The following is a 19,977-nucleotide window of genomic DNA, read 5'->3' on the forward strand; positions in this document are numbered from 1 at the left end:
CAGATTAGCACATGCTAGTCTGTTTTTTAATTTTTCACATTTTACACTAATTTCACAAATACTGAAATACGTTCATCTGATTTAATCATTACAATAAAGTGACGAAAATCAGAAAATTAGAACTTTAGCAGGGACGAAAAGTGTCCCAACCCCTTGATAGACTAGGCTTGAAGCCATTTTCCGCCTGTTTGCAAGGACTTGCAATGTAGTTTTGGCACCTGTAAGGTTGGGAACAAATAAGTCATCGATGTTCACTTTTTAACTTTTTTATCCCGAACAGACGACGACAACTACATGCATGGGAGGATTTATTTTTATGTCGCAAGAATGGATTTCAATTGGCCTGTATCTATTTATGATGCTTGCCATCGGTTACATCGCGTATAAACGAACGACAAACACGGAAGACTACATGTTAGGCGGTCGTAACTTAGGACCGGGCGTAACAGCACTATCTGCTGGTGCTTCTGACATGAGTGGTTGGATGTTGATGGGACTTCCTGGTGCCATGTATGCTACCGGCGTTTCAGCACTTTGGCTTGCATTAGGATTACTGATTGGTTGTTACATCAACTATATCGTCCTCGCTCCACGCTTTCGTCTCTATACGGAAATGGCAAACGATTCAATTACGATTCCAGACTTCTTGGAGAATCGTTTTAAAGATACATCACGTATCTTACGGACGGTCTCTGCGATCGTCATCATCGTCTTCTTTACGTTCTATACTTCAGCCGGTATTGTATCGGGTGGTAAATTGTTCGAAAGTTCATTTGGCTTTGATTATCATTATGGTATGCTCTTGACGATCGCGGTCGTTGTCGCCTATACACTCTTTGGCGGTTTTCTCGCAGTCAGTTGGACCGACTTCGTCCAGGGTTGTATCATGTTCGTCGCTCTCATCCTCGTACCAATCGTCGCATTGACGGATGTTGGTGGTGTCGACGGCGCATTCAACTATGCGGACAACTTAGATCCTACACTATTTGATCCGTTCAAAGGAACGACTGTCCTCGGAATCATCGGATTCCTCGCTTGGGGACTTGGTTACTTCGGTCAACCCCACATCATCGTCCGCTTTATGGCAATTCGTTCTGTTAAGGACTTGAAAAAAGCCCGTCGTATCGGGATTGGTTGGATGTTCTTCTCAATTTTAGGTGCGATGTTGACAGGTCTTGTCGGGATTGCCTACTTTGAAGGACAAGGTAATGCACTCGGTGACCCAGAAACGGTCTTTATTCGTTTCGCTGATGTCTTGTTCCACCCGTATATCACTGGCTTCTTGATGGCAGCCATCTTGGCAGCAATCATGTCGACAATTTCTTCTCAGCTGCTCGTTACATCAAGTGCGCTGACGGAAGACTTCTATAAGACGTTCTTGCATAAAGAAGCGTCAGACAAACAACTTGTTTTAATCGGTCGTGGTGCAGTTTTAGCCATCGCAGTGATCGGAACATTCCTTGCCTGGAACCCTTCAGCGACGATTCTTTCACTTGTCGGTTACGCATGGGCTGGTTTCGGTTCTGCATTCGGACCAATCATCTTGCTTTCACTTTACTGGAAACGGATGACGAAACAAGGGGCACTTGCCGGAATTATCTCTGGTGCCGTCACAGTTATTCTATGGGTCCAACTCAACTTTAGCGATACGCTTTATGAGATGGTTCCAGGATTCTTTACAAGTCTTCTCTTTACAGTCGTCGTCAGCCTTCTTACGAAACAACCTGTTGACTCTGTACAAGACAAGTTTGATGATATGGAAGAAGAATTAAAAGAAGTCACACAATAAACACTAAAAAAATCTCCATCCTGTTCAGTCGTCGACTGATGAGGGTGGAGATTTTTTCGTCGTACTAGATTACGTCAATTCAATCACACCGTAATGAAGTTTCGATGATTTCCGTTTAATACGCTCAAAAGCAAATTGATTAAACAACTCACTCTCAAAATGGGCTTTTAAGACGATTCGTCTCTTTGCGACTCGTTTTGCTTCCTCGATTGCCTCAATCGATAATACTTCATAGTCAGCAAGGGTGCGCAGGCCGTTCAAATGCGTCGACTCCGTCACTGTCTTTTCAAACATTGGATCAAAATAGATGACATCAAATGAATCCGAGGGCAAGGTCTTTAAATAACGGATGTGTTGTTCGTTCAGCACCTCGATCCGGCGCATGGCATCATTGATCGGCTCATAGCCTTCTTGCCAAGCAATCAGTCCTTCACGAACGATGAGTGCCGTTTCTGCTTTACTCTCTAACGCTACGACTTGACCACTTGAGCCGACAGCATGGCTCATGACGATTGCATCCGCTCCTAATCCTAGTGTGCAATCAAGAACGGTCATTCCCGGCTTAAGCTTGGCGATTGCAATTAATGGATCATGACCCGATGCATCAAATTGTTTTATCCGAAAGACCGCACTAGACGGATGAAAGAAAAACGAGGCTTCTTCATCTAACGGATAATATTCCAACCGTTGCTTGTCAACGACTAAAAGGGGTAAGCGGTGGGTTTGTTGTAACGACTGAATGCTGTGTTTTTTACGTTCGACAACCTGAAAGTCTAGCGCTCCCTCTTGCATCAACTGATGTAAGCGTGTTTCGACGGCAGCGGTCGGTCTTAAACATGTTGTCAACAACACCTGTTCTTTCTTCACTTGATTCACTCCCTTGAACTACCTCCACCTACGCTTCGCTTAGAGGTGTAGGATTCCTGAGTTACCCGACCTAACGGTCGAAACCTGATCAGGCTAACCCCGTCGTCCCGACGATTGAAGAAGCTAAAAGGCGTTCAGCTTCTTGTTTGAGGTTCAATCCTGCGTTCACATCGCGGTCGTGGTGGATGCCGCAACTCGGGCATGTCCATTCACGTAAGCCAAGATGTTTCACGTCTTTGTGTTGATGTCCGCAACTGGAACACAGTTGACTAGAAGCAAAGGTCTTGCCGACCTTGACGACAGTCTTCCCGTACCATTCTGCCTTGTATCCGAGCATGCGGAAGAACTCCGACCAACTGACTTCGGAGATGGACTTGCTCAACTTGCGATTCTTCTGCATGTTCTTCACCTGCAAGGTCTCGATGCCGATGACGTCGTGGTTTTTGACGATCTCGGTCGATACCTTGTGCAGGAAATCGGTTCGCTTGTTCGCGATCTTCTCGTGGATGCGGGCGACCTTCCGCTTCTGCTTCTGATAGTTCTTCGCCTCGGAAAGTGTTCCTTTCTTGTCCAAGGTCAACCGTTGACGACGAGAGAGTTTACGTTGTTCACGCGCCAGCTTCTTCTCAAGCGAACGGAAGTAACGGTCGTTCTTGTATACCGTGCCGTCTGACAGGATGGCGAAGTGCTTCAATCCGACATCGACGCCGACGGATGAGCCCGTCTTCGGCATTTCGTTGCTCTCCTGCTCGACGAGCAGGGAGACGAAGTATTTTCCTGAAGCGTTACGTCGGATCGTGGCGTTCAAGATGCGTCCGACGACCTGCCTCGAATTAGCGAAGCGCACCCACTTCAGCTTTGGAATTTTGATCTTGGCGCCGACGATCGAGACTTCTGGAAGTTGAGACTTGCCTTGAATGTTCGTCTTATACGATTGAACAGGGTTGCACTTTGACTTGAAGCGAGGCCGTTCGTTCTGCTTCTTGAAGAAGCGGTCAAAGGCATCAGCAAGATGTTTGACGCTCGTCTGGACAGACGTGCTATCGACTTCCTTCAGCCAGTCGAACGCCTGCTTCAACAACGGAAGTTCTTTCGAACAAGACCCGTAAGACAGTCCTTTACCTGTCGCTTTATACGTCTCATCCCACTTCGCTAAAAAGTGGTTGAAGACGAAGCGCGAACAACCGATCGTCTTCGCAATCAGGATTTCCTGTTCTTTTGTCGGGTAGATTCTGAATGTGTAGGCCTTGTGAGTCAACATGACGTTCACCTCCCTACAACGGATATACCTGAAAGAGAGGGTGGCGATTCATCTCCCACCTTCACTCGATCTTCACCCTGATCGTTTAGAAGTGGGCGTATTCTCGCCTAATTTAGAAAAAAAATAAGCTAGCCCAGGCCAGCTTATTTTTTTTTCTTCAATAACCCTTCGATATCTTCGATGAGTGCTTTTTTAGAAATCAAATCTTCCTGTTTTTCTTGCTCGACTTTTGCGTCGACTGTCGTCCGTTGCAATAATGCCTGCAACGTCTCATCGATACTTGATTTCAAATGATCCCGATCTTCTTTATTTAACGCAACATCATGTCGTACATCATCACCTTGCTCATCCAACTGACGTAAGCGTTCTGTCAATTGTTTTGCCTCACGATTCAAATCAGCATACAATCGTTCGATTTGCTCGAGGCGTAATTTAATACCATCTCGTTCAGTGAACATTTTTCCATCTCCTTCCAATACATATATGTCTACATCATTACTTTACCATATTCGACGTCAAATGATACAACGACATTCCGTTTACAGGTGCTTCCGAATACTTTTTTAAAGATGTCCCTCCTCCCTTCCCATCGGCTATCTTTTGCTTTTTCGTTCTTTTACTCGCTATAATGAACATGCACAGGTAATTGCTATCAGAGGAGGATAACGTCATGGATTTAAAACGTCGAACACTACGACATGTAGACCAAGTGGAATTCGAACATTTCGTAAAATATGGCGAGCCGGCCTACGGACTGACGAAACAAGAGATTCGAGGCTACGATCAGGAACTCGGGACCACTCGTGCCTTTGATTCACTCGAACACAGTTACCCAGAGGATTTCTATTTTGACATTATCGTCGAAGACCAAGTCGTCGGTCGTGTCTTGTTATTAAAAATGGGTCATTACTTCCAGCTCGATTTGATGATTTTTGATTCATACAGCGGGAAAGGTTATGGAACAAAGGCTGTTCAGTCCGCTTTGCATACATCGAACGTCCTTGAAGTATACGAAGTACGTGCTCGCGTCTTACCGACATCACCTCATGAACAGATTGCACGGAAAATTTTCCTTTCCAATGACTTTCAGGAATCAGACGGGTACTTCGTCAAAGGCCGTCGAAAACGTTATTCGCTTCAACGTCCCGATTGACCACCGACGCTCTCGAGCGTCTTTTTTTTGACATATTTTAAAATTACGCGTAAAATTTTGCTCTGTATGACCTAGAAAGGAGCACATTATTTATGAATGAATGGTTATGGTTCCCCTCGATTATCTTAACGATGGGATTGTTATTACTTAGTTATCGTTTTTTTGGTAGAACGGGATTGATGGTCTGGATTGCGATCGCGACAATCATCGCCAATATCCAAGTAACACAACAAGTCGATATCTACTCGTACATTTTCACATTAGGAAATGTCGTGTATGGAAGTTGTTATCTTGCCACGGACATCTTGAATGAAAAATACGGAAAAAAAGTTGCGCGTCAAGGTGTTTTCTTAGGATTCTTCTCTTTGATTGCTACGACCATCCTCATGCAATACAGTCTCCTTTACTCACCTCTAAATGATGCTTTCGCGAAGGACATGTCTTCATCGATGAACTTATTATTCGGTTTATTACCTTGGATTGCACTCGGTAGTCTTTCTGCTTATTTGGTCTCACAACTATTTGATGTCTTCATGTATTCGAAGATTCGTCAAAAGACGGGTGAAAAAAATTTATGGCTCCGAACAACTGGTTCAACAGTCATCAGCCAATTGCTCGATACGTTAACGTTTTGCGCGATTGCTTTTCACAGTCTCCCGTTTGATATTTGGTGGCAAATCTTTTTGACGACGTATGTTGCGAAGTTCGTCATCGCATGGCTCGCGACACCATTTATGTATATCGCGAAACGGATGAACCCGCCTGCTGATTCGACGGATCTCGCAGCCTGACATCAAAAAATCCAATGACTTCATTCATCAAATCGAGGATGGAAGATTTCATTGAATTAACGGATAATGGGAAGTGGGAGGTGGGATGATTGAAAATCAAACGGAATGAACCTTTTCGCTATACCTTTAAAGAACCGATCACAGGTGAGTTTTACCTCGTTAAAGACGGACGCCGCACACCAGCTGGATTGATGCACATCCATAATATTTCTCCAAGTGGTATCGCCATCACGACCCCACTCAAGTTACCTTTACAGAAAACGACAACAATCATCGTCGAGTTTTCGTTGCTTGCCAACACGGAACCTTTAAAAATTGAAGGGCAACTGTTACACGAAAAGTGGATTGGAACGGAGCGGTTATACGGACTACATCTACACACGACTAAACAAGACCGTGAATCGATTGTTCAAGCCGTCAAACATATCGCTAAAAATGAACGTTAAGTGTGATGAAACAGCCCCTTTCTCAATGAGAAAAGGGCTGTTTTTTTATTCCGTTCGATAGACAACCGCTTCATATGGACGCAAAACGACTTCTTGATCTGTATTCGTCGGGGCAGTGGCATAGTTTCCAATTATGATATCCGTGGTATCGTGTTCGACCTCGACTGTTGTCTCCTCTTCTGCAAACGAACAGTACACGTACCACGTTTCTCCTTCATAAGTCCGCGAATACGCATAGATATCATTAGCCGTTTCGAGCAACGCATACTTCCCGTAGACGACCAAATCGTGTTCATGACGCAACTGAATCAGCTTCTTATAGTAATAAAAAATCGAATTCGGATCTTCTAACGCCCGTTCGACATTAATTTCACGATAATTTGGATTGACTTTCAACCACGGCGTTCCTGTCGTAAAGCCGCCATGCTGCTCTGCATTCCACTGGATTGGTGTCCGTGCATTATCGCGTCCTTTTCGATGGACAGCCTGCAGTAATGCTTCAGGATTTGCTCCTTGGACCATCCGTTCCTTCCACATGTTCCGAATCTCGATGTCTTCATACTCTTCAATGGTCTCGAAGGCGACATTGGTCATCCCGATTTCTTCTCCTTGATAGATGTACGGTGTTCCTTTTAACAAGTGTAACAACGTCGCGAGCATCTTCGCCGACTCGACCCGGTACGTCGTATCATTTCCGAAGCGACTGACGACACGCGGTTGATCATGATTGTTCCAATAGAGTGAGTTCCAGCCTTTGTCGTGTAACGCGACTTGCCATTTCGTGAAATTGTCCTTTAATTTTTGTAAGTCGAACGGTAAGACGTCCCACTTTCCACCTGGACCTGAATCTAAATCCATGTGTTCAAACGTAAAGACCATGTTGACCTCGTCACGCGCTGGATCCGTATATAAAATCGCATCTTCCGTCGTCGCCCCTGGCATTTCCCCGACGGTCAGGACATCATAGTTCCCGAACGACGCATCGTTCATCTCTTTTAAGTATTCATGAATCCGCGGACCATTGATGTAGTGTTGTCCCCCGTCGCCATATAATGCCCCCGGTGCAACATCCGCATCCGGCAGGCCTGGAGTTTTCGAAATCAAGTTGATGACATCCATTCGGAACCCATCGATTCCACGGTCTAACCAGCGCGTAATCATCGCATAAATTTCATGACGCAATTGTTCATTTTCCCAGTTCAGATCCGGTTGTTTCTTCGAGAAGAGGTGTAAGTAATATTCATTCGTCGCTTCATCTAACTCCCACGCTGGGCCGGAGAAGATTGAGCCCCAATTGTTCGGCAATGTACCATCGTCATTCGCTGCCCGCCAAATATAATAGTCCCGATACGGATTGTCTTTACTTTTTCGTGATTCTGCGAACCAAGCGTGCTCATCTGAAGAATGATTGACGACTAAATCCATGACGATTTTAATTCCCCGTGCGTGCGCTTGATCAAGCAATTGATCAAAATCATTCATCGTCCCGAACTCATTCATGATCGCTTCATAATCCCGAATATCATATCCATTGTCATCATTCGGCGAATCATAGACCGGGCTCAACCAGATGACGTCAATCCCGAGTAATTTTAAGTAATCCAGTTTTTCAATGATTCCGACGAGGTCCCCGATTCCATCCCCATTCGAATCATTAAAGCTACGCGGATAAATTTGATAGACAACACTATCATGCCACCATTTTTGTTCCATACTTTGTCATCACTCCTCCATGATTGCTTTAGGCAAACGCTTGCACATTTCGGTTAAGCGCTTCCAACGACTTCATCGCCATCGTACCATGTCATTTTGACTTAAAACAAGTGAATTCCAATATTTTAAACAGTACCTTTACATCCGTTTCCACAGACTTTTGATGTTTAAAGTATACTGATTGAGGAAAATAATTTGAGAAGGGAGGCGTTTCATCGTGTATCGTCGCTATTTTTTATTTTTAATTTGGATTGTTGCCATCGTCTTTATTTTATCCTTCGGAAACAATCGTGTTTTTCCGGACGGTTTTTTATTTTCTTTTCTTCGGTTTGATCAAAGTCAATTTGACACGTCAGCCCTGAGCCTGTTTACACTGCTAGGCATTTATCCGCTTGCATTCTTTATGATGTTCTTAGACGAAAAACGATTTTTAAAACCTTCACCGATGTTAGCAAGTATCGGCGCCTTCGTCCTCGGATCGTTCGTTTTGATGCCTTACCTCGCACTCGCCATTCCGCGACAGACATTTCTTCCGTTTCGTCGGCGCACTTGGATATTGATTGCCGTTCCTCTGTTAGCTGTCCTTTCAGCGTGCATCATCTGGATTGCGTTAGCCCGTTCCGATTGGTCGATTTTCTTGCTTTACTTCATGACGAATCAGTTCGTCCGAACGATGGCCGTCGACCTCGTGATGTTTTATATTTTACAAATTTTTATGTTATACCGCATTCGCTCACGCGATGAAAAAAAGTTGATGTGGCGCGATTTCCTCCCGCTATTCGGACTATTCAGCTATCTCTTTCGCCGTCATGTCTCTAGCTCATCTTCCTGATTTCAGATACAATAAGGGAACAGAGAGTTAGAGGGGGAGTTTTGCAAATGAAACAATATCACGACCTATGCCATGAAATTCTGACGAACGGGACAAAAAAAGAAGATCGGACGGGAACCGGGACGACGAGCATCTTCGGTCATCAAATGCGGTTCCCGCTTAAGGACGGATTTCCGATGGTCACGACGAAGAAATTACATATGAAATCAATCATCCATGAATTGATTTGGTTCATTTCTGGGAACACGAACATTGCTTACCTACAAGAAAACGGAGTTCGAATTTGGAATGAGTGGGCAGACGAAGACGGGAATCTAGGTCCGGTTTACGGAGCACAATGGCGTTCCTTTCCTAAGCCAGACGGAACGACAGTTGATCAACTCGCAAATGTCATCGAGCAAATCAAAACAAATCCAGATTCTCGCCGCCTCATCGTCAGTGCCTGGAATCCGGGACAAGTAGACGAGATGGCATTACCGCCGTGCCACCTCTTGTTTCAATTCTACGTCGCCGACGGCAAACTTTCTTGTCAGCTCTACCAGCGTTCGGCAGACGTCTTTTTAGGAGTACCGTTTAATATCGCCTCATACGCCTTATTGACACATATGGTCGCACATGTCTGTAAACTCGAAGTCGGGGATTTTGTCCATACGTTAGGAGATGCACATATCTACTCCAATCACATGGATCAAGTTAATCTTCAATTGAGTCGGACGCCCAAACCACTCCCACGGCTCCGTTTCGCCCGCGAAGTGACTCGTATAGAGGACTTCCGTTTCGAAGATATCATCATCGAAGGGTATGATCCTGATCCACACATTAAAGGAGTCGTCGCCGTATGATTTCACATATCGTCGCCTATACGAAAAATCGTGTCATCGGTCGTGATAATGAGATGCCTTGGCATCTTCCAGCTGACCTCGCTCATTTTAAACGCGTGACACTTGGCAAACCGATCATCATGGGGCGAAAGACTTTTGAATCAATCGGACGTCCGTTACCCGGGCGACAAAATATCGTCGTTACGCGGGATGAACAGTTTCAAGCAGACGGTGTCACGATTTGGTACAATCTCGATTCACTCTCTGCCATAATTAATTCAGAAGAAGAAGTCTTTTTGATCGGGGGCGGCGAACTGTTCCGCCAAACCTTGCCAGTTGCAAAACGTCTCTACGTGACCGAAATTGAAGCCGAGATCGACGGGGATGTTTTTTATCCCTCCATCCCTTCGCACTTCACTTTATTAGAAGAAGCATTTTATCCGGCTAACAAAGAAAATACATTTGCATTCTCGATAAAATGCTTTGAACAATAACATTAAAAGATGACCCCTTTTACTACATAGCAGGGTCATCTTTTTGTATCGTTTAAGAACGCTTCCACATATGAAATTGGAAGGGAAGCACGAAATCAAAGGTCCCTCGTTCAAGAGATTTTTGATTAATCCTTCGATGTCGACTGAGAGTCTTCCTTTACTTTATTTATTAATTTACCACTTTTGTAAAACTCGTCTTTTCCAGATAGTTTTGTTCGATTCGCACAGCAACCAAGTGATACAGAATTGAACTAAAGTCTCCTTGCTGGCTTTTTTGCTGCAAGTCAGCTCCCGTGTAAGGTTCTGGTAAGCTCAGACCGATGTACATAAGCTCATCACCAGAATATACGTTTCCATTCACCCTGTAATTTTTCTCTGGATCAAGCCCGCTCAACTTTAACCGTTTCAAACGTGGATTAGGACGCGCTAATACCTGATAGTGAGCAATAAGGGCCTCTTCTTTATTTCCAGAGATGACGGACCATGCTGTCTCGTTGCCATCTCCGTCAAAAGGACTGACTAATCTTTTAAAGATGCCCGTGTGCAATAACTTACGATGCTTCTTAAAAAAATGAATTTGTTGCTTGATTTCTTCCTGCTCTTCGAAGGACAGTCTAGTGATGTCCAATTCATATCCGAATGTACCAAAGAACGCTACGTTTGCACGAGTGGCAAGACTCGTATGACGGTGGACTTGATGATTCGGTACAGCCGATACATGTGCTCCTATAGAACTGAGCGGATAAACAATTGACGTTCCATATTGAATTTTTAATCGTTCGACTGCATCCGTATCATCACTGGCCCAAGCTTGTGGTGCATAATACAACATACCAGGATCAAATCTGGCCCCCCCGCTTGCACACGATTCAAATAAAATAGCTGGAAACGCTTCGATTAATCGTTCGTAAAGTGCATAAACCCCTAAAATATATCGGTGTGCGACTTCCTGCTGTCGCTCATACGGTAACGTAGCAGAACCAATTTCAGTCATATACCGGTTCATATCCCATTTGACGTAAGATATGTCGGCACTTCCTAATATAGTAGTCATTTGTTCAAAGAGATGATCTACAACCTCTTCGCGGGAAAAATCAAGTACATATTGATGACGCCCATGTGAATGATGATAGCCAGGTACTTCGATAATCCAGTCCGGATGTTCCTGGAATAGTCGGCTTTTTTTTGACACCATTTCCGGTTCAAACCATAAACCAAATGACAGTCCAGTCTGTCTGATCCGGTTGACAAGGTGTGGCATTCCATTTGGAAGTTTCTTTTCATTGATATACCAATCACCAAGAGATGTTGTGTCATCTTCTCTTTGACCGAACCATCCGTCATCGAGAACAAACAATTCAACACCTAGTTTCTGTGCAGTTTGTGCAATCGTAACAATTTTATCTTCATCAAAGTCAAAATAAGTTGCTTCCCAATTATTAATCAAGGTTGGTCGTTCACGATCACGCCAAACACCTCTCGCTAATCGTGTCCGGTATAAACGATGGTAAGTTTCACTCATCTCGTTGATACCTTGATTCGAGTATACTAAAATGACTTCCGGCGTTTCGAATTGTTCCGTGGCATCAAGTATCCATTTAAAATCAAATGGATGAATCCCAAGCTGGACACGGGTCGTATTAAAATGATCAACTTCGATTTGCCCTAAGAAATTTCCACTATAGATTAGGCTGAATCCGAATACTTCACCAGAATGCTCTGTCGTACCGGGACGTTTCAAGGCCAAAAATGGATTGTGTTGACTGCTACTTGTTCCTCGCGTACTTGAGATACTCTGTATCCCAGGACGTAAATGATGTTGCTCTAAATGTCGTTCACGCGCCCACGCACCTGATAGCTGTAGCAGTTCATAATCGGCATCGTCTAAATCAACTGACATGCTGAGTGCACGTGTTAATTCAAGTCGTCCCTGTCCCGTATTACAATACTTAACTTGACGGGATAATGCATTTGTCTGTTCAAAAACACTGTATGACAAAATAGTCTCAAGACCGGATTGTTCATCACGTAACGTTATTTTTAAGGTTGTTGCCTCTGTTTCATCTTCTACATAAGTAGCAGGAAGACCATCAAGTTTCGATTTCCCTTTAAAAAGATCATGTGATACGTATATTAACTCACTTATTCGATGCCCTGTTTCATGTACGACTTGGAATGCAGGTTCGCGATAATCCGTCGTACCGTAACTCGGAAATTCCTGTTGTGTCGTTTCTAACGAAAAAGCAAGGTCACCCTCTGTGACACATGAAAGGGTTGCTCGTGGTACTTGGCGCATAAGATGTGAAAAATTCTTTTGATGCCTGATTTTTCTTCCATAATATAAATGACCAAGCTGACCATTCGGTAAAACGTGAAGAATATAGCTAAAATCCTTACCTTGAATATGAAATTGTGGTGTAGGTGAACTATTGTAATAAATCGCCATAGAAAATTCCTCCTTTCTCTTTTAAGAAGCTTCTTCCTGATTACGTTTCACTTCTTTGACTTGATCCTTGATGAAGAATGTACAGAGTACAACCCCTATCAAGAAGAACAGCGGTAAGTTAAAACCAGCACGAACACCGACAAATTCCATCATATATCCAACGAGCCAAGTTGAAAACATCGCACCTAGACCTGCTGCCGTATATAAAAACCCAAGTGCTGACCCCGCATTTTTAAATAGCGATGTAGCGAGCGCAATTGCCGTCGGGAAAATGACTGAAAAAAATGCACCTGACACACCATATAATATGGCAATCGAATCTGGACCGAATTTAGCGAAGCTAAATGTCAAAATAGCAAGAGATGCAAAAACGAAAATCACTCGTTTTTCACCGTATCGATCGACGATGATTCCCCCCAGTAAACGTCCTATTGTAAAAACAGCGAAGAAAATTGAAAGATACAACGCACCTTTTGAACGGGCTTCTTCCAGTTGAATTCCTTCAAGATAGGCTGGAAGCCAACTGGCAAATCCCGCTTCCGCCCCAACGTATAGTGTTAGTAACAACATCAATAAAACGAACTGACGATTTTTTAACATCCCAAAAAATTGTTTTAAATCAAGGGCTTCCTTTTCAACAGTTTGCTTAGGCATTGGCGCCTTCAGTGTATAGAATGCAAAGAGGATTAAAGTAACCCCGAGTACGATATAGATTGTACGCCAAGATACAGCAACGCCAAATAGATAGTTCAAAAGGAGCGGAGCAATGAATGCACCAATTCCGTATACTCCCATCATGACGTTAAACATTAAGCCTTGTTTTTGTGGAAAAATGGGTGGAACAATTGCATTTGAACCAATCGTCATCGTTCCAAGCCCTATCCCGACGATCGCATAAAACAAAGCAAATATTGCAAAATTGTTTGAAAATCCTGTACCAGTCAAACCGATTATCATAATGATCGTTCCACCTGCCATCATGAACCGGATACCGCGTTTATCTGATATGTATCCTCCAAATAAACTTGATAAGAAAAATCCCGTATAGTAAATTCCCATCATTATGCCAATGTCGTTATAACCAAACCCTAAATCCTCTTGGGCACGCGGGAGTATTACTCCTTTTGAATAATTAATTGCTCCAAGCGTAAACATAACAAAGAACATAATGATCAGCGCAGCTACCTTTTTAGGTGTGTCAAAGTGTTGTTTCCATTCCATTACAATAGACCCCGTTTCCTTTAAATGATGTATGAAGTACTGAATTCGTTATAATTAGTTTATTTTTTTGTAAGCGTTATCACAAGAAGCTATTTCTTCTTCATTTTACGTCTTATTGTGCTCTTTTTTTAAATTTAGAGCGTTTTCTATGTTATTTTATGCTATATTTACGAAATAAATATTTGAAATGATTATTTTTAAATATTTTTAGTTTTATTTAATCATTTTATGCTTTTTAATTAGCTAATTTATGCTATCAGGAGAAATGATATGACAAATGAGATTGAATATGGTTCTTATGCTTTTCGTTTTCCGGAATTCGTAAATGATATTGTTCAAATCTGGTCGGTTGGAAAAGATCATCAAACATCCTCTCTCTATCAGTGGAATGGATTAGAGCGTCGCGATAAAGGAAGTCTGATTTTTCAATATACACTTTCCGGCACAGGTCAATTACGTATAGATGGAAAAAATTATAGACTTGACCCCGGACATGGCTTCATTGTTTCTGTTCCAAGTGATTTTGAATATGGTGTCATTGAGGGAGAGCCTGATTGGACGTTCATCTATATTACATTACAAGGTGAAATTGCTAACCTTTGCTTCACTAAGCTACGAAAACGATTCGGTCCTGTCGTCCGCTTTCATCCGGAATCTGAACCGATTAAACGATTAACCACTATTTATGATGCAGCAGCAAGTGATACGATTTCAGATGGATTTCAAGCTTCGGCTCTTGGTTATACTTTTTTGATGGCACTCGAAACATTTCTTGCTAATCCAACCGACATGCTAACCGACACACCGCCCTCTATCGCTCGTTCTTTAGTTTACGCCCATGAACATTATGCAGATTCGTTGGGTATTGAGGACTTAGCGACGGTCGCTCGGTTATCACGTCACCATTTCTCGCGCTTGTTCAAAAAGACTGTCGGTATGACGCCAAACCATTACATTACTCGGCTTCGTGTCGAACGAGCTGCTGCCCTCTTAACAGAGACGTCTAAAACAATTGATCAAATCGCTAAAGAAATAGGTTATCCAAATTCAAATTACTTCAATAAAGTATTCCGAAAAGAAAGTAGTTATTCACCAAGTGAATTTCGTAAAAAGAAAGCACAATTATCTTTTTAGCCACACTGCAAATAAGGAAATTCCTTTTAGACGTACTCTAAAAGGAATTTCCTTATTTTTTAATACATTTACCGTAAGATTAACTGTCCTTGCGGATATGTAATGGTTACTGTTTTTCCAAAAACAACTCGATTTTCAAGAATATCCTTTGCAACGCGAATCGCAAATAAAGTCCGTTCCAATTCATCGTCCGGTTTATTCTGAGCTTTAATCAATTCTATCAATTGATGTTCCTTCGTAAGAAGCGTTTGATACATATCTTCAGCAACTGCTTTAAATTGTGTCATTATGAACCTCCCTAAACCGTCTGCCTGTCGCAACAGTGATGGTGCTATGATAAGTCGATGACTTGAGTCGGCCTTAAAATTTCACCCTGACCAGCTAAATTTAACATATCATATCTATGCTTAATTGAATCGGAAAATAACGAATAGGATAACATTGATTTATTATAATTTACTTAGTCCGTACTGAAATAGATATCTTCTCCAATCAAGTGCTATGAAGCATTCGAGGATATGCAAGACTTCCGGGAAATATCGTAATCATCAACTTATAGTGCGCAAACCATCACATCGAAAGAATCATGATAACCGAAGCACCCATTGCCGAATCTGTTCTTCGATTTGATTCGATTCGAGGGGAAGTAGACAGTAATCGACGACCCCCCGTTGTAATGCTTCTCCAAGCAGCGTACTTTCCTCCATGACAGTAACAATCGTTTCAATCGTATGTTCGCGTTCGTGTTTCCATTGATCGAGCAGACGGAAATCCGCTTCCGCAATCATAGATAACGGAACAAAGTTAAGTTGCATTACAGCCTCTGCCGGATCCTCGTATGGTAACACACGGAAATGATATTTTGGATGCTCCGGTACGTCAAGCTGACTCAAGTTCTGCAAAGGCATTCCGTCAATTTTTATCAAGCCTTCAATCTTTTCTTTTTCCGTTGCGACCGAGTACGCCACGACACGGTTCCGTCCTTTTCGTTTAGCTTGATAAAGTGCTTCATCTGCTTCGGATGTCATCTCTTCAAGGTCGAACGATGGTTGAGAGACAAGCGTTACACCGATTGAAACGGTGACCTTTAGACCGTTAGGAAATGTATGCCGTTCGATTCGTTCCCGAACTTTCCCCATCGTTACACAGGCAGCTTCCACATGCTCTGTACTAAAGAGCAACATGAATTCCTCTCCACCAAATCGAATCATTTCATCCTCTTGGCGAATTGCTTGTTTCGTTAAAGATGCAAGCTCAGATAGCACGAGATCCCCTGTCGGATGTCCGTGTAAATCGTTAATCCGCTTAAAATGATCGAGATCAAAGATTGCCAGTGCAAATAATTGACCGTCACGCGCAAGGCGTGACACACGCCGTTGAAAAGCATTCTGTAAGTATTTACGATTGAACGCCCCGGTCAGTTCATCAACAAGAATCGTAGATGAGACAATTCGCAGCTTATGTAGTAGCCGTTTCAACCGGATTTGTCGTTCGATGAGCGTCACCGTTTCATCCCAGTAATCATCTGCTCCGAGCTGGTAACAATATTGACGCGTCTGTTGATTTTCCTCTCCGATAATAATCAAAGGGGTGAACGTCGCCTCTAATTTTTTGATTAACTTATCTAGCTGTACCTTTTTTGAAGCCCGGACAAGTTCATAGTCAATCAACAATGCATCCGTCGGTAAATCGTAACCGACCTCAAGCATATCTTCGACTGATCCAAAAAAACGGGTCATGTAACGTTCGTTTTCTAACGCCTTTTTCCACTGGACATTATCAAGAAACCGTTTCGTGATTGAGACGATTAATTCTTTTCGGACCATTTTTTTACGACCATATGCAGATAAATAGTCGATGACAGGTCGTAATTGAAGTTTTACCACCTCATGACCAATCGTCTTTTCTTCTGAAGGAAGTTCTTGTTCAAGCCGCGTCGCTTGTCGCGCAAAGAACTCCATGCTTTCTTGTTGACCGAGCCGCTCAAGCCAACTGGCGAACACTAGTAATTCCGCTGTCGGGACGGATTCCATCCGCAATAAACGTTCTACCATCAGAATCGTCTGATTGATTTGTTTCTCCAACTGCATTTGTTTATTTCTCAAAACATCCTCCCCCTCTTTCTCTACAACCGAAGCAGTGTTGCTTCGAGTGAAGAGAAAGCGAGGGAGGCACCCTCACTTTCAAATTAAGCCTTTAAATTCGGACTAATCATATCGGCTGGAACAATCCAGGAGTCATATTGTTCTTCTGTCAATAATCCTGTCGCCAATGCCGCTTCTTTTAACGTCGTTCCATTCTTATGTGCAGCTTTTGCAATCTTCGCTGCATTTTCATACCCGATGTGTGGATTTAAGGCTGTGACGAGCATGAGCGAGCGCTCTACATTTTCATCGATGACTGCTCGCTCCGGCTCGATACCAACTGCGCAGTGGTCGTTGAATGAATGGAGCGCGTCCGTCAACAGACGAACGGACTGAATGAAATTATACATAATGACCGGTTTGAAGACATTCAGCTCAAAGTTTCCCTGGCTCGCAGCAAATCCAATCGTCGCATCATTTCCAAGCACTTGTGCCGCGACCATCGTCAATGCTTCACTCTGTGTCGGATTGACTTTCCCTGGCATGATTGAACTACCCGGCTCATTTTCAGGAATCGTGATTTCACCAATTCCTGCTCGTGGACCTGACGCGAGCCAGCGGACATCATTGGCGATTTTCATCGCGTCCATCGCAAGCGCTTTAATGGCACCATGCGCGAAGACAAGCTGATCATGGCTCGTCAAGGCATGAAATTTGTTCTCAGCGCTGACGAATGCTTTTCCTGTCTCTTGACTCATTTTTTCAGCAGCCCGGTCCCCGAACTCTGGGTGCGCATTGATCCCTGTCCCGACAGCCGTTCCTCCAATCGCGAGTTCCGTCAATGGATCAAGCGTCAACGTAATCATTTTTTTCGATAAATCGAGCATTCGGACCCAGCCGCTGATTTCCTGACCGAGTGTAATCGGTGTCGCGTCTTGTAAATGTGTCCGTCCAATCTTGACGATGTCAGAAAATGCCTTCGCTTTTTCGTCAAGCGTCGCATGAATGGCTTCAATCGCCGGGAACAAGTCATCAATGACGACCGTTTTGGCTGCGATGTGCATGGCCGTCGGATATGTATCATTTGAACTTTGTGATTTATTGACGTCATCATTCGGATGAATCGTCAAGTCGCTGCCACGTTCTTGTAACTTACGTGTCCCAACGCGTGCAATCACTTCGTTGACGTTCATGTTCGATTGTGTGCCGGACCCCGTCTGCCACACGACCAGTGGAAACTCCTCATCGAATTGCCCCGCGATGATCTCGTCACAAACTTCTGCAATCACGTCTGCCTTTTCCCGGTCGAGTACACCGAGGTCTCGATTGGCTAACGCTGCGCCTTTTTTTAAGACGGCAAAGGCACGAATAATTTCGATTGGCATCTTTTCTGTACCGATTTTAAAGTTCTCTAAACTCCGTTGTGTTTGTGCGCCCCATTCCTTTGAATCCAAAACACGAATTTCCCCCATCGTGTCTCGCTCTAAACGATATTCCATTGTTGTTTCCCCCTTTTTTTCATCTTACACCTTATCAGTTTAACGGAAAAAACGTTGAATGGGAATGATAGAGCGTTGTTTGGGGAATAGTTTGTTAATCGAAAAGGAGTGAATGCAGTATGTGGTTTATCAATCTGACGATTGTCTTACTTTTAATCGTCGCAAACGGGATTTTTGCAATGACCGAACTTGCGCTGTTGTCTTCAAAACGCCAGAAACTGCAACAGTATGCGGATGAAGGAAAAAAATCAGCCCAAATTGCACTTGATTTTTTAGATCGTCCGACGGATTTACTATCGACGGTCCAAGTCGGCATCACTTTGATTGGAATCGTCAACGGCGCGTTCGGCGGCGCTGCTTTATCGCAACCTGTCATCCGCTGGCTCGGTCAATTTTCTTGGCTTGAAGCCTATGCCAGTACGCTCGGATATATTTTCGTCGTCACAATCATCACGTATATTTCACTTGTCATCGGTGAATTAGTCCCGAAACGGATTGCTCTCGTCAGTCCGGAACGTGTCACGATGTGGCTCGCCCAACCGATGCGTTTTTTTTCAACACTCCTTCGTCCGTTCATCTACATTTTGAGTAAGTCGACGAGTGGCATTTTCCGATTGATTGGCCTCGATCGTCTCGAAAGCGAAGATGAGACAGAAGATGAAGTGAAACAGTTGTTGATTCGTGGTGCTCAGGAAGGAATCTTTGCAGATTCGGAAGCCGAACAAGTCTCTCGTGTCTTTGCGTTCCACGATCAATACGCCTATGAATTAATGGAACCCCGGACCGTCACGGAGTGGATTGATTTAAACGATTCACCTGAACAAATCTTAAATGATTTACGTCGGGCGAAGCACCGGAATTTGCCCGTCGGACACGATGATTTGGATCATTTTGTGGGCTATATCGATGCGAAAGAAGTCTTAGCATCCGATACTCCCGCCTTGACGATTGAACGCTACATCCAGACACCGCTTATTGTCCCTCGACAGCTTAAAGCAACAGACTTACTCGAGCGGATGCGGAAAGAAACCGTCTCGATTGCCTTTGTCCTCGATGAATACGGTGGTTTTTTAGGAATGATAACATTATTTGATATATTGGAAGCCTTCGTCGGAGAAATTTCAACGATCGAGGAAGAACCAGAGCTGATCATGCGAAGTGATGGCTCCTATTTAGCAGACGGATTGTTGCATATCGATGATTTGAAACGAACGCTCGGTTTGACGACACCACTCCCGGGTGAAGTCCAGAATGCGTATCATACGGTAGCTGGACTGATTTTATATACACTCGGCGAATTTCCACAGCGTGGCAGTCACGTCATGATCGCCGATTATCGTTTTGAAGTCGTTGATTTGGATGGACGTCGCATCGATCAAGTCTTAATCGAAAAAGCCGCTCCTGATTTGTAATATCAGAAAAACGA

General features: G+C 43.6%; 18 protein-coding genes. 9 read left to right on the top strand and 9 right to left on the bottom strand.

Annotated elements, in window-relative coordinates:
* The first annotated feature begins 316 nt into the window (after positions 1-316).
* Positions 317-1,789 (top strand): sodium/proline symporter PutP, encoded by a 1,473-nt coding sequence (gene putP, locus KNP99_RS03305; protein WP_088837273.1) that lies wholly within the window; start codon positions 317-319, stop codon positions 1,787-1,789.
* A 69-nt stretch (positions 1,790-1,858) separates the two neighbouring features.
* Here putP and KNP99_RS03310 read toward each other — a convergent pair whose 3' ends face one another.
* The 3 genes from KNP99_RS03310 to KNP99_RS03320 all read right to left on the bottom strand — a co-directional run bounded on the left by KNP99_RS03310 (position 1,859) and on the right by KNP99_RS03320 (position 4,375).
* Positions 1,859-2,656, bottom strand: coding sequence for a class I SAM-dependent methyltransferase (locus KNP99_RS03310; RefSeq protein ID WP_088837274.1), 798 nt, complete (start codon positions 2,654-2,656; stop codon positions 1,859-1,861).
* An 88-nt stretch (positions 2,657-2,744) separates the two neighbouring features.
* The gene (gene tnpB, locus KNP99_RS03315; protein WP_088837275.1) at positions 2,745-3,917 is read right to left on the bottom strand and encodes an IS200/IS605 family element RNA-guided endonuclease TnpB; all 1,173 of its coding nucleotides are present in this window, start codon (positions 3,915-3,917) and stop codon (positions 2,745-2,747) included.
* A 143-nt stretch (positions 3,918-4,060) separates the two neighbouring features.
* Complete coding sequence (locus tag KNP99_RS03320) at positions 4,061-4,375, bottom strand: hypothetical protein (RefSeq protein ID WP_029330516.1); 315 nt, start codon at positions 4,373-4,375, stop codon at positions 4,061-4,063.
* 212 nt (positions 4,376-4,587) lie between these two features.
* Here KNP99_RS03320 and KNP99_RS03325 point away from each other — a divergent pair, with 212 nt between their 5' ends.
* The 3 genes from KNP99_RS03325 to KNP99_RS03335 all read left to right on the top strand — a co-directional run bounded on the left by KNP99_RS03325 (position 4,588) and on the right by KNP99_RS03335 (position 6,307).
* Positions 4,588-5,070 carry a GNAT family N-acetyltransferase gene (locus KNP99_RS03325; protein WP_088837276.1) on the top strand — a complete coding sequence of 161 codons (483 nt, stop codon included), beginning with the start codon at positions 4,588-4,590 and terminating at the stop codon, positions 5,068-5,070.
* 92 nt (positions 5,071-5,162) lie between these two features.
* Complete coding sequence (locus KNP99_RS03330) at positions 5,163-5,861, top strand: queuosine precursor transporter (protein WP_088837277.1); 699 nt, start codon at positions 5,163-5,165, stop codon at positions 5,859-5,861.
* 89 nt (positions 5,862-5,950) lie between these two features.
* Positions 5,951-6,307: a PilZ domain-containing protein gene (locus KNP99_RS03335; protein WP_088837278.1), complete on the top strand. Its 357-nt coding sequence runs from the start codon at positions 5,951-5,953 to the stop codon at positions 6,305-6,307.
* Positions 6,308-6,352: 45 nt separating this feature from the next.
* On the opposite strand, the gene KNP99_RS03340 is transcribed toward KNP99_RS03335, so the two are convergent.
* Positions 6,353-8,020, bottom strand: coding sequence for a glycoside hydrolase family 13 protein (locus KNP99_RS03340; protein WP_088837279.1), 1,668 nt, complete (start codon positions 8,018-8,020; stop codon positions 6,353-6,355).
* Positions 8,021-8,237: 217 nt separating this feature from the next.
* On the opposite strand from KNP99_RS03340, the gene KNP99_RS03345 reads away from it, so the two are divergent.
* From KNP99_RS03345 to KNP99_RS03355, 3 genes are read left to right on the top strand one after another with little or no spacing between them, the layout of a single operon-like run.
* On the top strand, positions 8,238-8,852 hold the full coding sequence (locus KNP99_RS03345) for a hypothetical protein (RefSeq protein WP_088837280.1): 615 nt from the start codon (positions 8,238-8,240) through the stop codon (positions 8,850-8,852).
* Positions 8,853-8,899: 47 nt separating this feature from the next.
* A complete protein-coding gene (locus KNP99_RS03350) occupies positions 8,900-9,694 on the top strand; it encodes a thymidylate synthase (RefSeq protein ID WP_088837281.1) in 795 nt (264 codons plus the stop codon).
* On the top strand, positions 9,691-10,167 hold the full coding sequence (locus KNP99_RS03355) for a dihydrofolate reductase (protein ID WP_088837282.1): 477 nt from the start codon (positions 9,691-9,693) through the stop codon (positions 10,165-10,167). Before KNP99_RS03350 ends, KNP99_RS03355 begins: the two co-directional genes overlap by 4 nt.
* Positions 10,168-10,336: 169 nt before the next feature.
* Here the strand turns inward: KNP99_RS03355 and KNP99_RS03360 are convergent, their stop codons facing one another.
* Complete coding sequence (locus KNP99_RS03360) at positions 10,337-12,613, bottom strand: alpha-galactosidase (protein WP_214801810.1); 2,277 nt, start codon at positions 12,611-12,613, stop codon at positions 10,337-10,339.
* A 21-nt stretch (positions 12,614-12,634) separates the two neighbouring features.
* The gene (locus tag KNP99_RS03365; protein ID WP_088837284.1) at positions 12,635-13,834 is read right to left on the bottom strand and encodes an MFS transporter; all 1,200 of its coding nucleotides are present in this window, start codon (positions 13,832-13,834) and stop codon (positions 12,635-12,637) included.
* 270 nt (positions 13,835-14,104) lie between these two features.
* On the opposite strand from KNP99_RS03365, the gene KNP99_RS03370 reads away from it, so the two are divergent.
* Positions 14,105-14,968: an AraC family transcriptional regulator gene (locus KNP99_RS03370; RefSeq protein ID WP_214765090.1), complete on the top strand. Its 864-nt coding sequence runs from the start codon at positions 14,105-14,107 to the stop codon at positions 14,966-14,968.
* A 68-nt stretch (positions 14,969-15,036) separates the two neighbouring features.
* Here the strand turns inward: KNP99_RS03370 and KNP99_RS03375 are convergent, their stop codons facing one another.
* The 3 genes from KNP99_RS03375 to fumC all read right to left on the bottom strand — a co-directional run bounded on the left by KNP99_RS03375 (position 15,037) and on the right by fumC (position 18,551).
* Complete coding sequence (locus tag KNP99_RS03375) at positions 15,037-15,255, bottom strand: hypothetical protein (RefSeq protein WP_088837286.1); 219 nt, start codon at positions 15,253-15,255, stop codon at positions 15,037-15,039.
* 297 nt (positions 15,256-15,552) lie between these two features.
* Positions 15,553-17,073, bottom strand: a complete 1,521-nt coding sequence (locus KNP99_RS03380) for a GGDEF domain-containing protein (RefSeq protein ID WP_088837287.1) — start codon at positions 17,071-17,073, stop codon at positions 15,553-15,555.
* Positions 17,074-17,156: 83 nt separating this feature from the next.
* The gene (gene fumC, locus KNP99_RS03385) at positions 17,157-18,551 is read right to left on the bottom strand and encodes a class II fumarate hydratase (protein ID WP_088837288.1); all 1,395 of its coding nucleotides are present in this window, start codon (positions 18,549-18,551) and stop codon (positions 17,157-17,159) included.
* A 119-nt stretch (positions 18,552-18,670) separates the two neighbouring features.
* On the opposite strand from fumC, the gene KNP99_RS03390 reads away from it, so the two are divergent.
* The gene (locus KNP99_RS03390; protein ID WP_214765092.1) at positions 18,671-19,963 is read left to right on the top strand and encodes a hemolysin family protein; all 1,293 of its coding nucleotides are present in this window, start codon (positions 18,671-18,673) and stop codon (positions 19,961-19,963) included.
* Positions 19,964-19,977 lie beyond the last annotated feature (14 nt).

It is taken from the genome of Exiguobacterium sp. s95, assembly GCF_018618655.1.
Lineage (GTDB): Bacteria > Bacillota > Bacilli > Exiguobacteriales > Exiguobacteriaceae > Exiguobacterium_A > Exiguobacterium_A oxidotolerans.

Excerpts from the sequence above, each read along its gene's own strand:
- fumC (WP_088837288.1), bottom strand. The coding sequence starts at position 18,551 with ATGGAATATCGTTTAGAGCGAGACACGATGGGGGAAATTCGTGTTTTG.
- KNP99_RS03330 (WP_088837277.1), top strand. The coding sequence starts at position 5,163 with ATGAATGAATGGTTATGGTTCCCCTCGATTATCTTAACGATGGGATTG.
- tnpB (WP_088837275.1), bottom strand. The coding sequence starts at position 3,917 with ATGTTGACTCACAAGGCCTACACATTCAGAATCTACCCGACAAAAGAA.
- KNP99_RS03370 (WP_214765090.1), top strand. The coding sequence starts at position 14,105 with ATGACAAATGAGATTGAATATGGTTCTTATGCTTTTCGTTTTCCGGAA.
- KNP99_RS03390 (WP_214765092.1), top strand. The coding sequence starts at position 18,671 with ATGTGGTTTATCAATCTGACGATTGTCTTACTTTTAATCGTCGCAAAC.
- putP (WP_088837273.1), top strand. The coding sequence starts at position 317 with ATGTCGCAAGAATGGATTTCAATTGGCCTGTATCTATTTATGATGCTT.
- KNP99_RS03355 (WP_088837282.1), top strand. The coding sequence starts at position 9,691 with ATGATTTCACATATCGTCGCCTATACGAAAAATCGTGTCATCGGTCGT.
- KNP99_RS03340 (WP_088837279.1), bottom strand. The coding sequence starts at position 8,020 with ATGGAACAAAAATGGTGGCATGATAGTGTTGTCTATCAAATTTATCCG.
- KNP99_RS03360 (WP_214801810.1), bottom strand. The coding sequence starts at position 12,613 with ATGGCGATTTATTACAATAGTTCACCTACACCACAATTTCATATTCAA.
- KNP99_RS03365 (WP_088837284.1), bottom strand. The coding sequence starts at position 13,834 with ATGGAATGGAAACAACACTTTGACACACCTAAAAAGGTAGCTGCGCTG.
- KNP99_RS03325 (WP_088837276.1), top strand. The coding sequence starts at position 4,588 with ATGGATTTAAAACGTCGAACACTACGACATGTAGACCAAGTGGAATTC.
- KNP99_RS03350 (WP_088837281.1), top strand. The coding sequence starts at position 8,900 with ATGAAACAATATCACGACCTATGCCATGAAATTCTGACGAACGGGACA.
- KNP99_RS03375 (WP_088837286.1), bottom strand. The coding sequence starts at position 15,255 with ATGACACAATTTAAAGCAGTTGCTGAAGATATGTATCAAACGCTTCTT.
- KNP99_RS03320 (WP_029330516.1), bottom strand. The coding sequence starts at position 4,375 with ATGTTCACTGAACGAGATGGTATTAAATTACGCCTCGAGCAAATCGAA.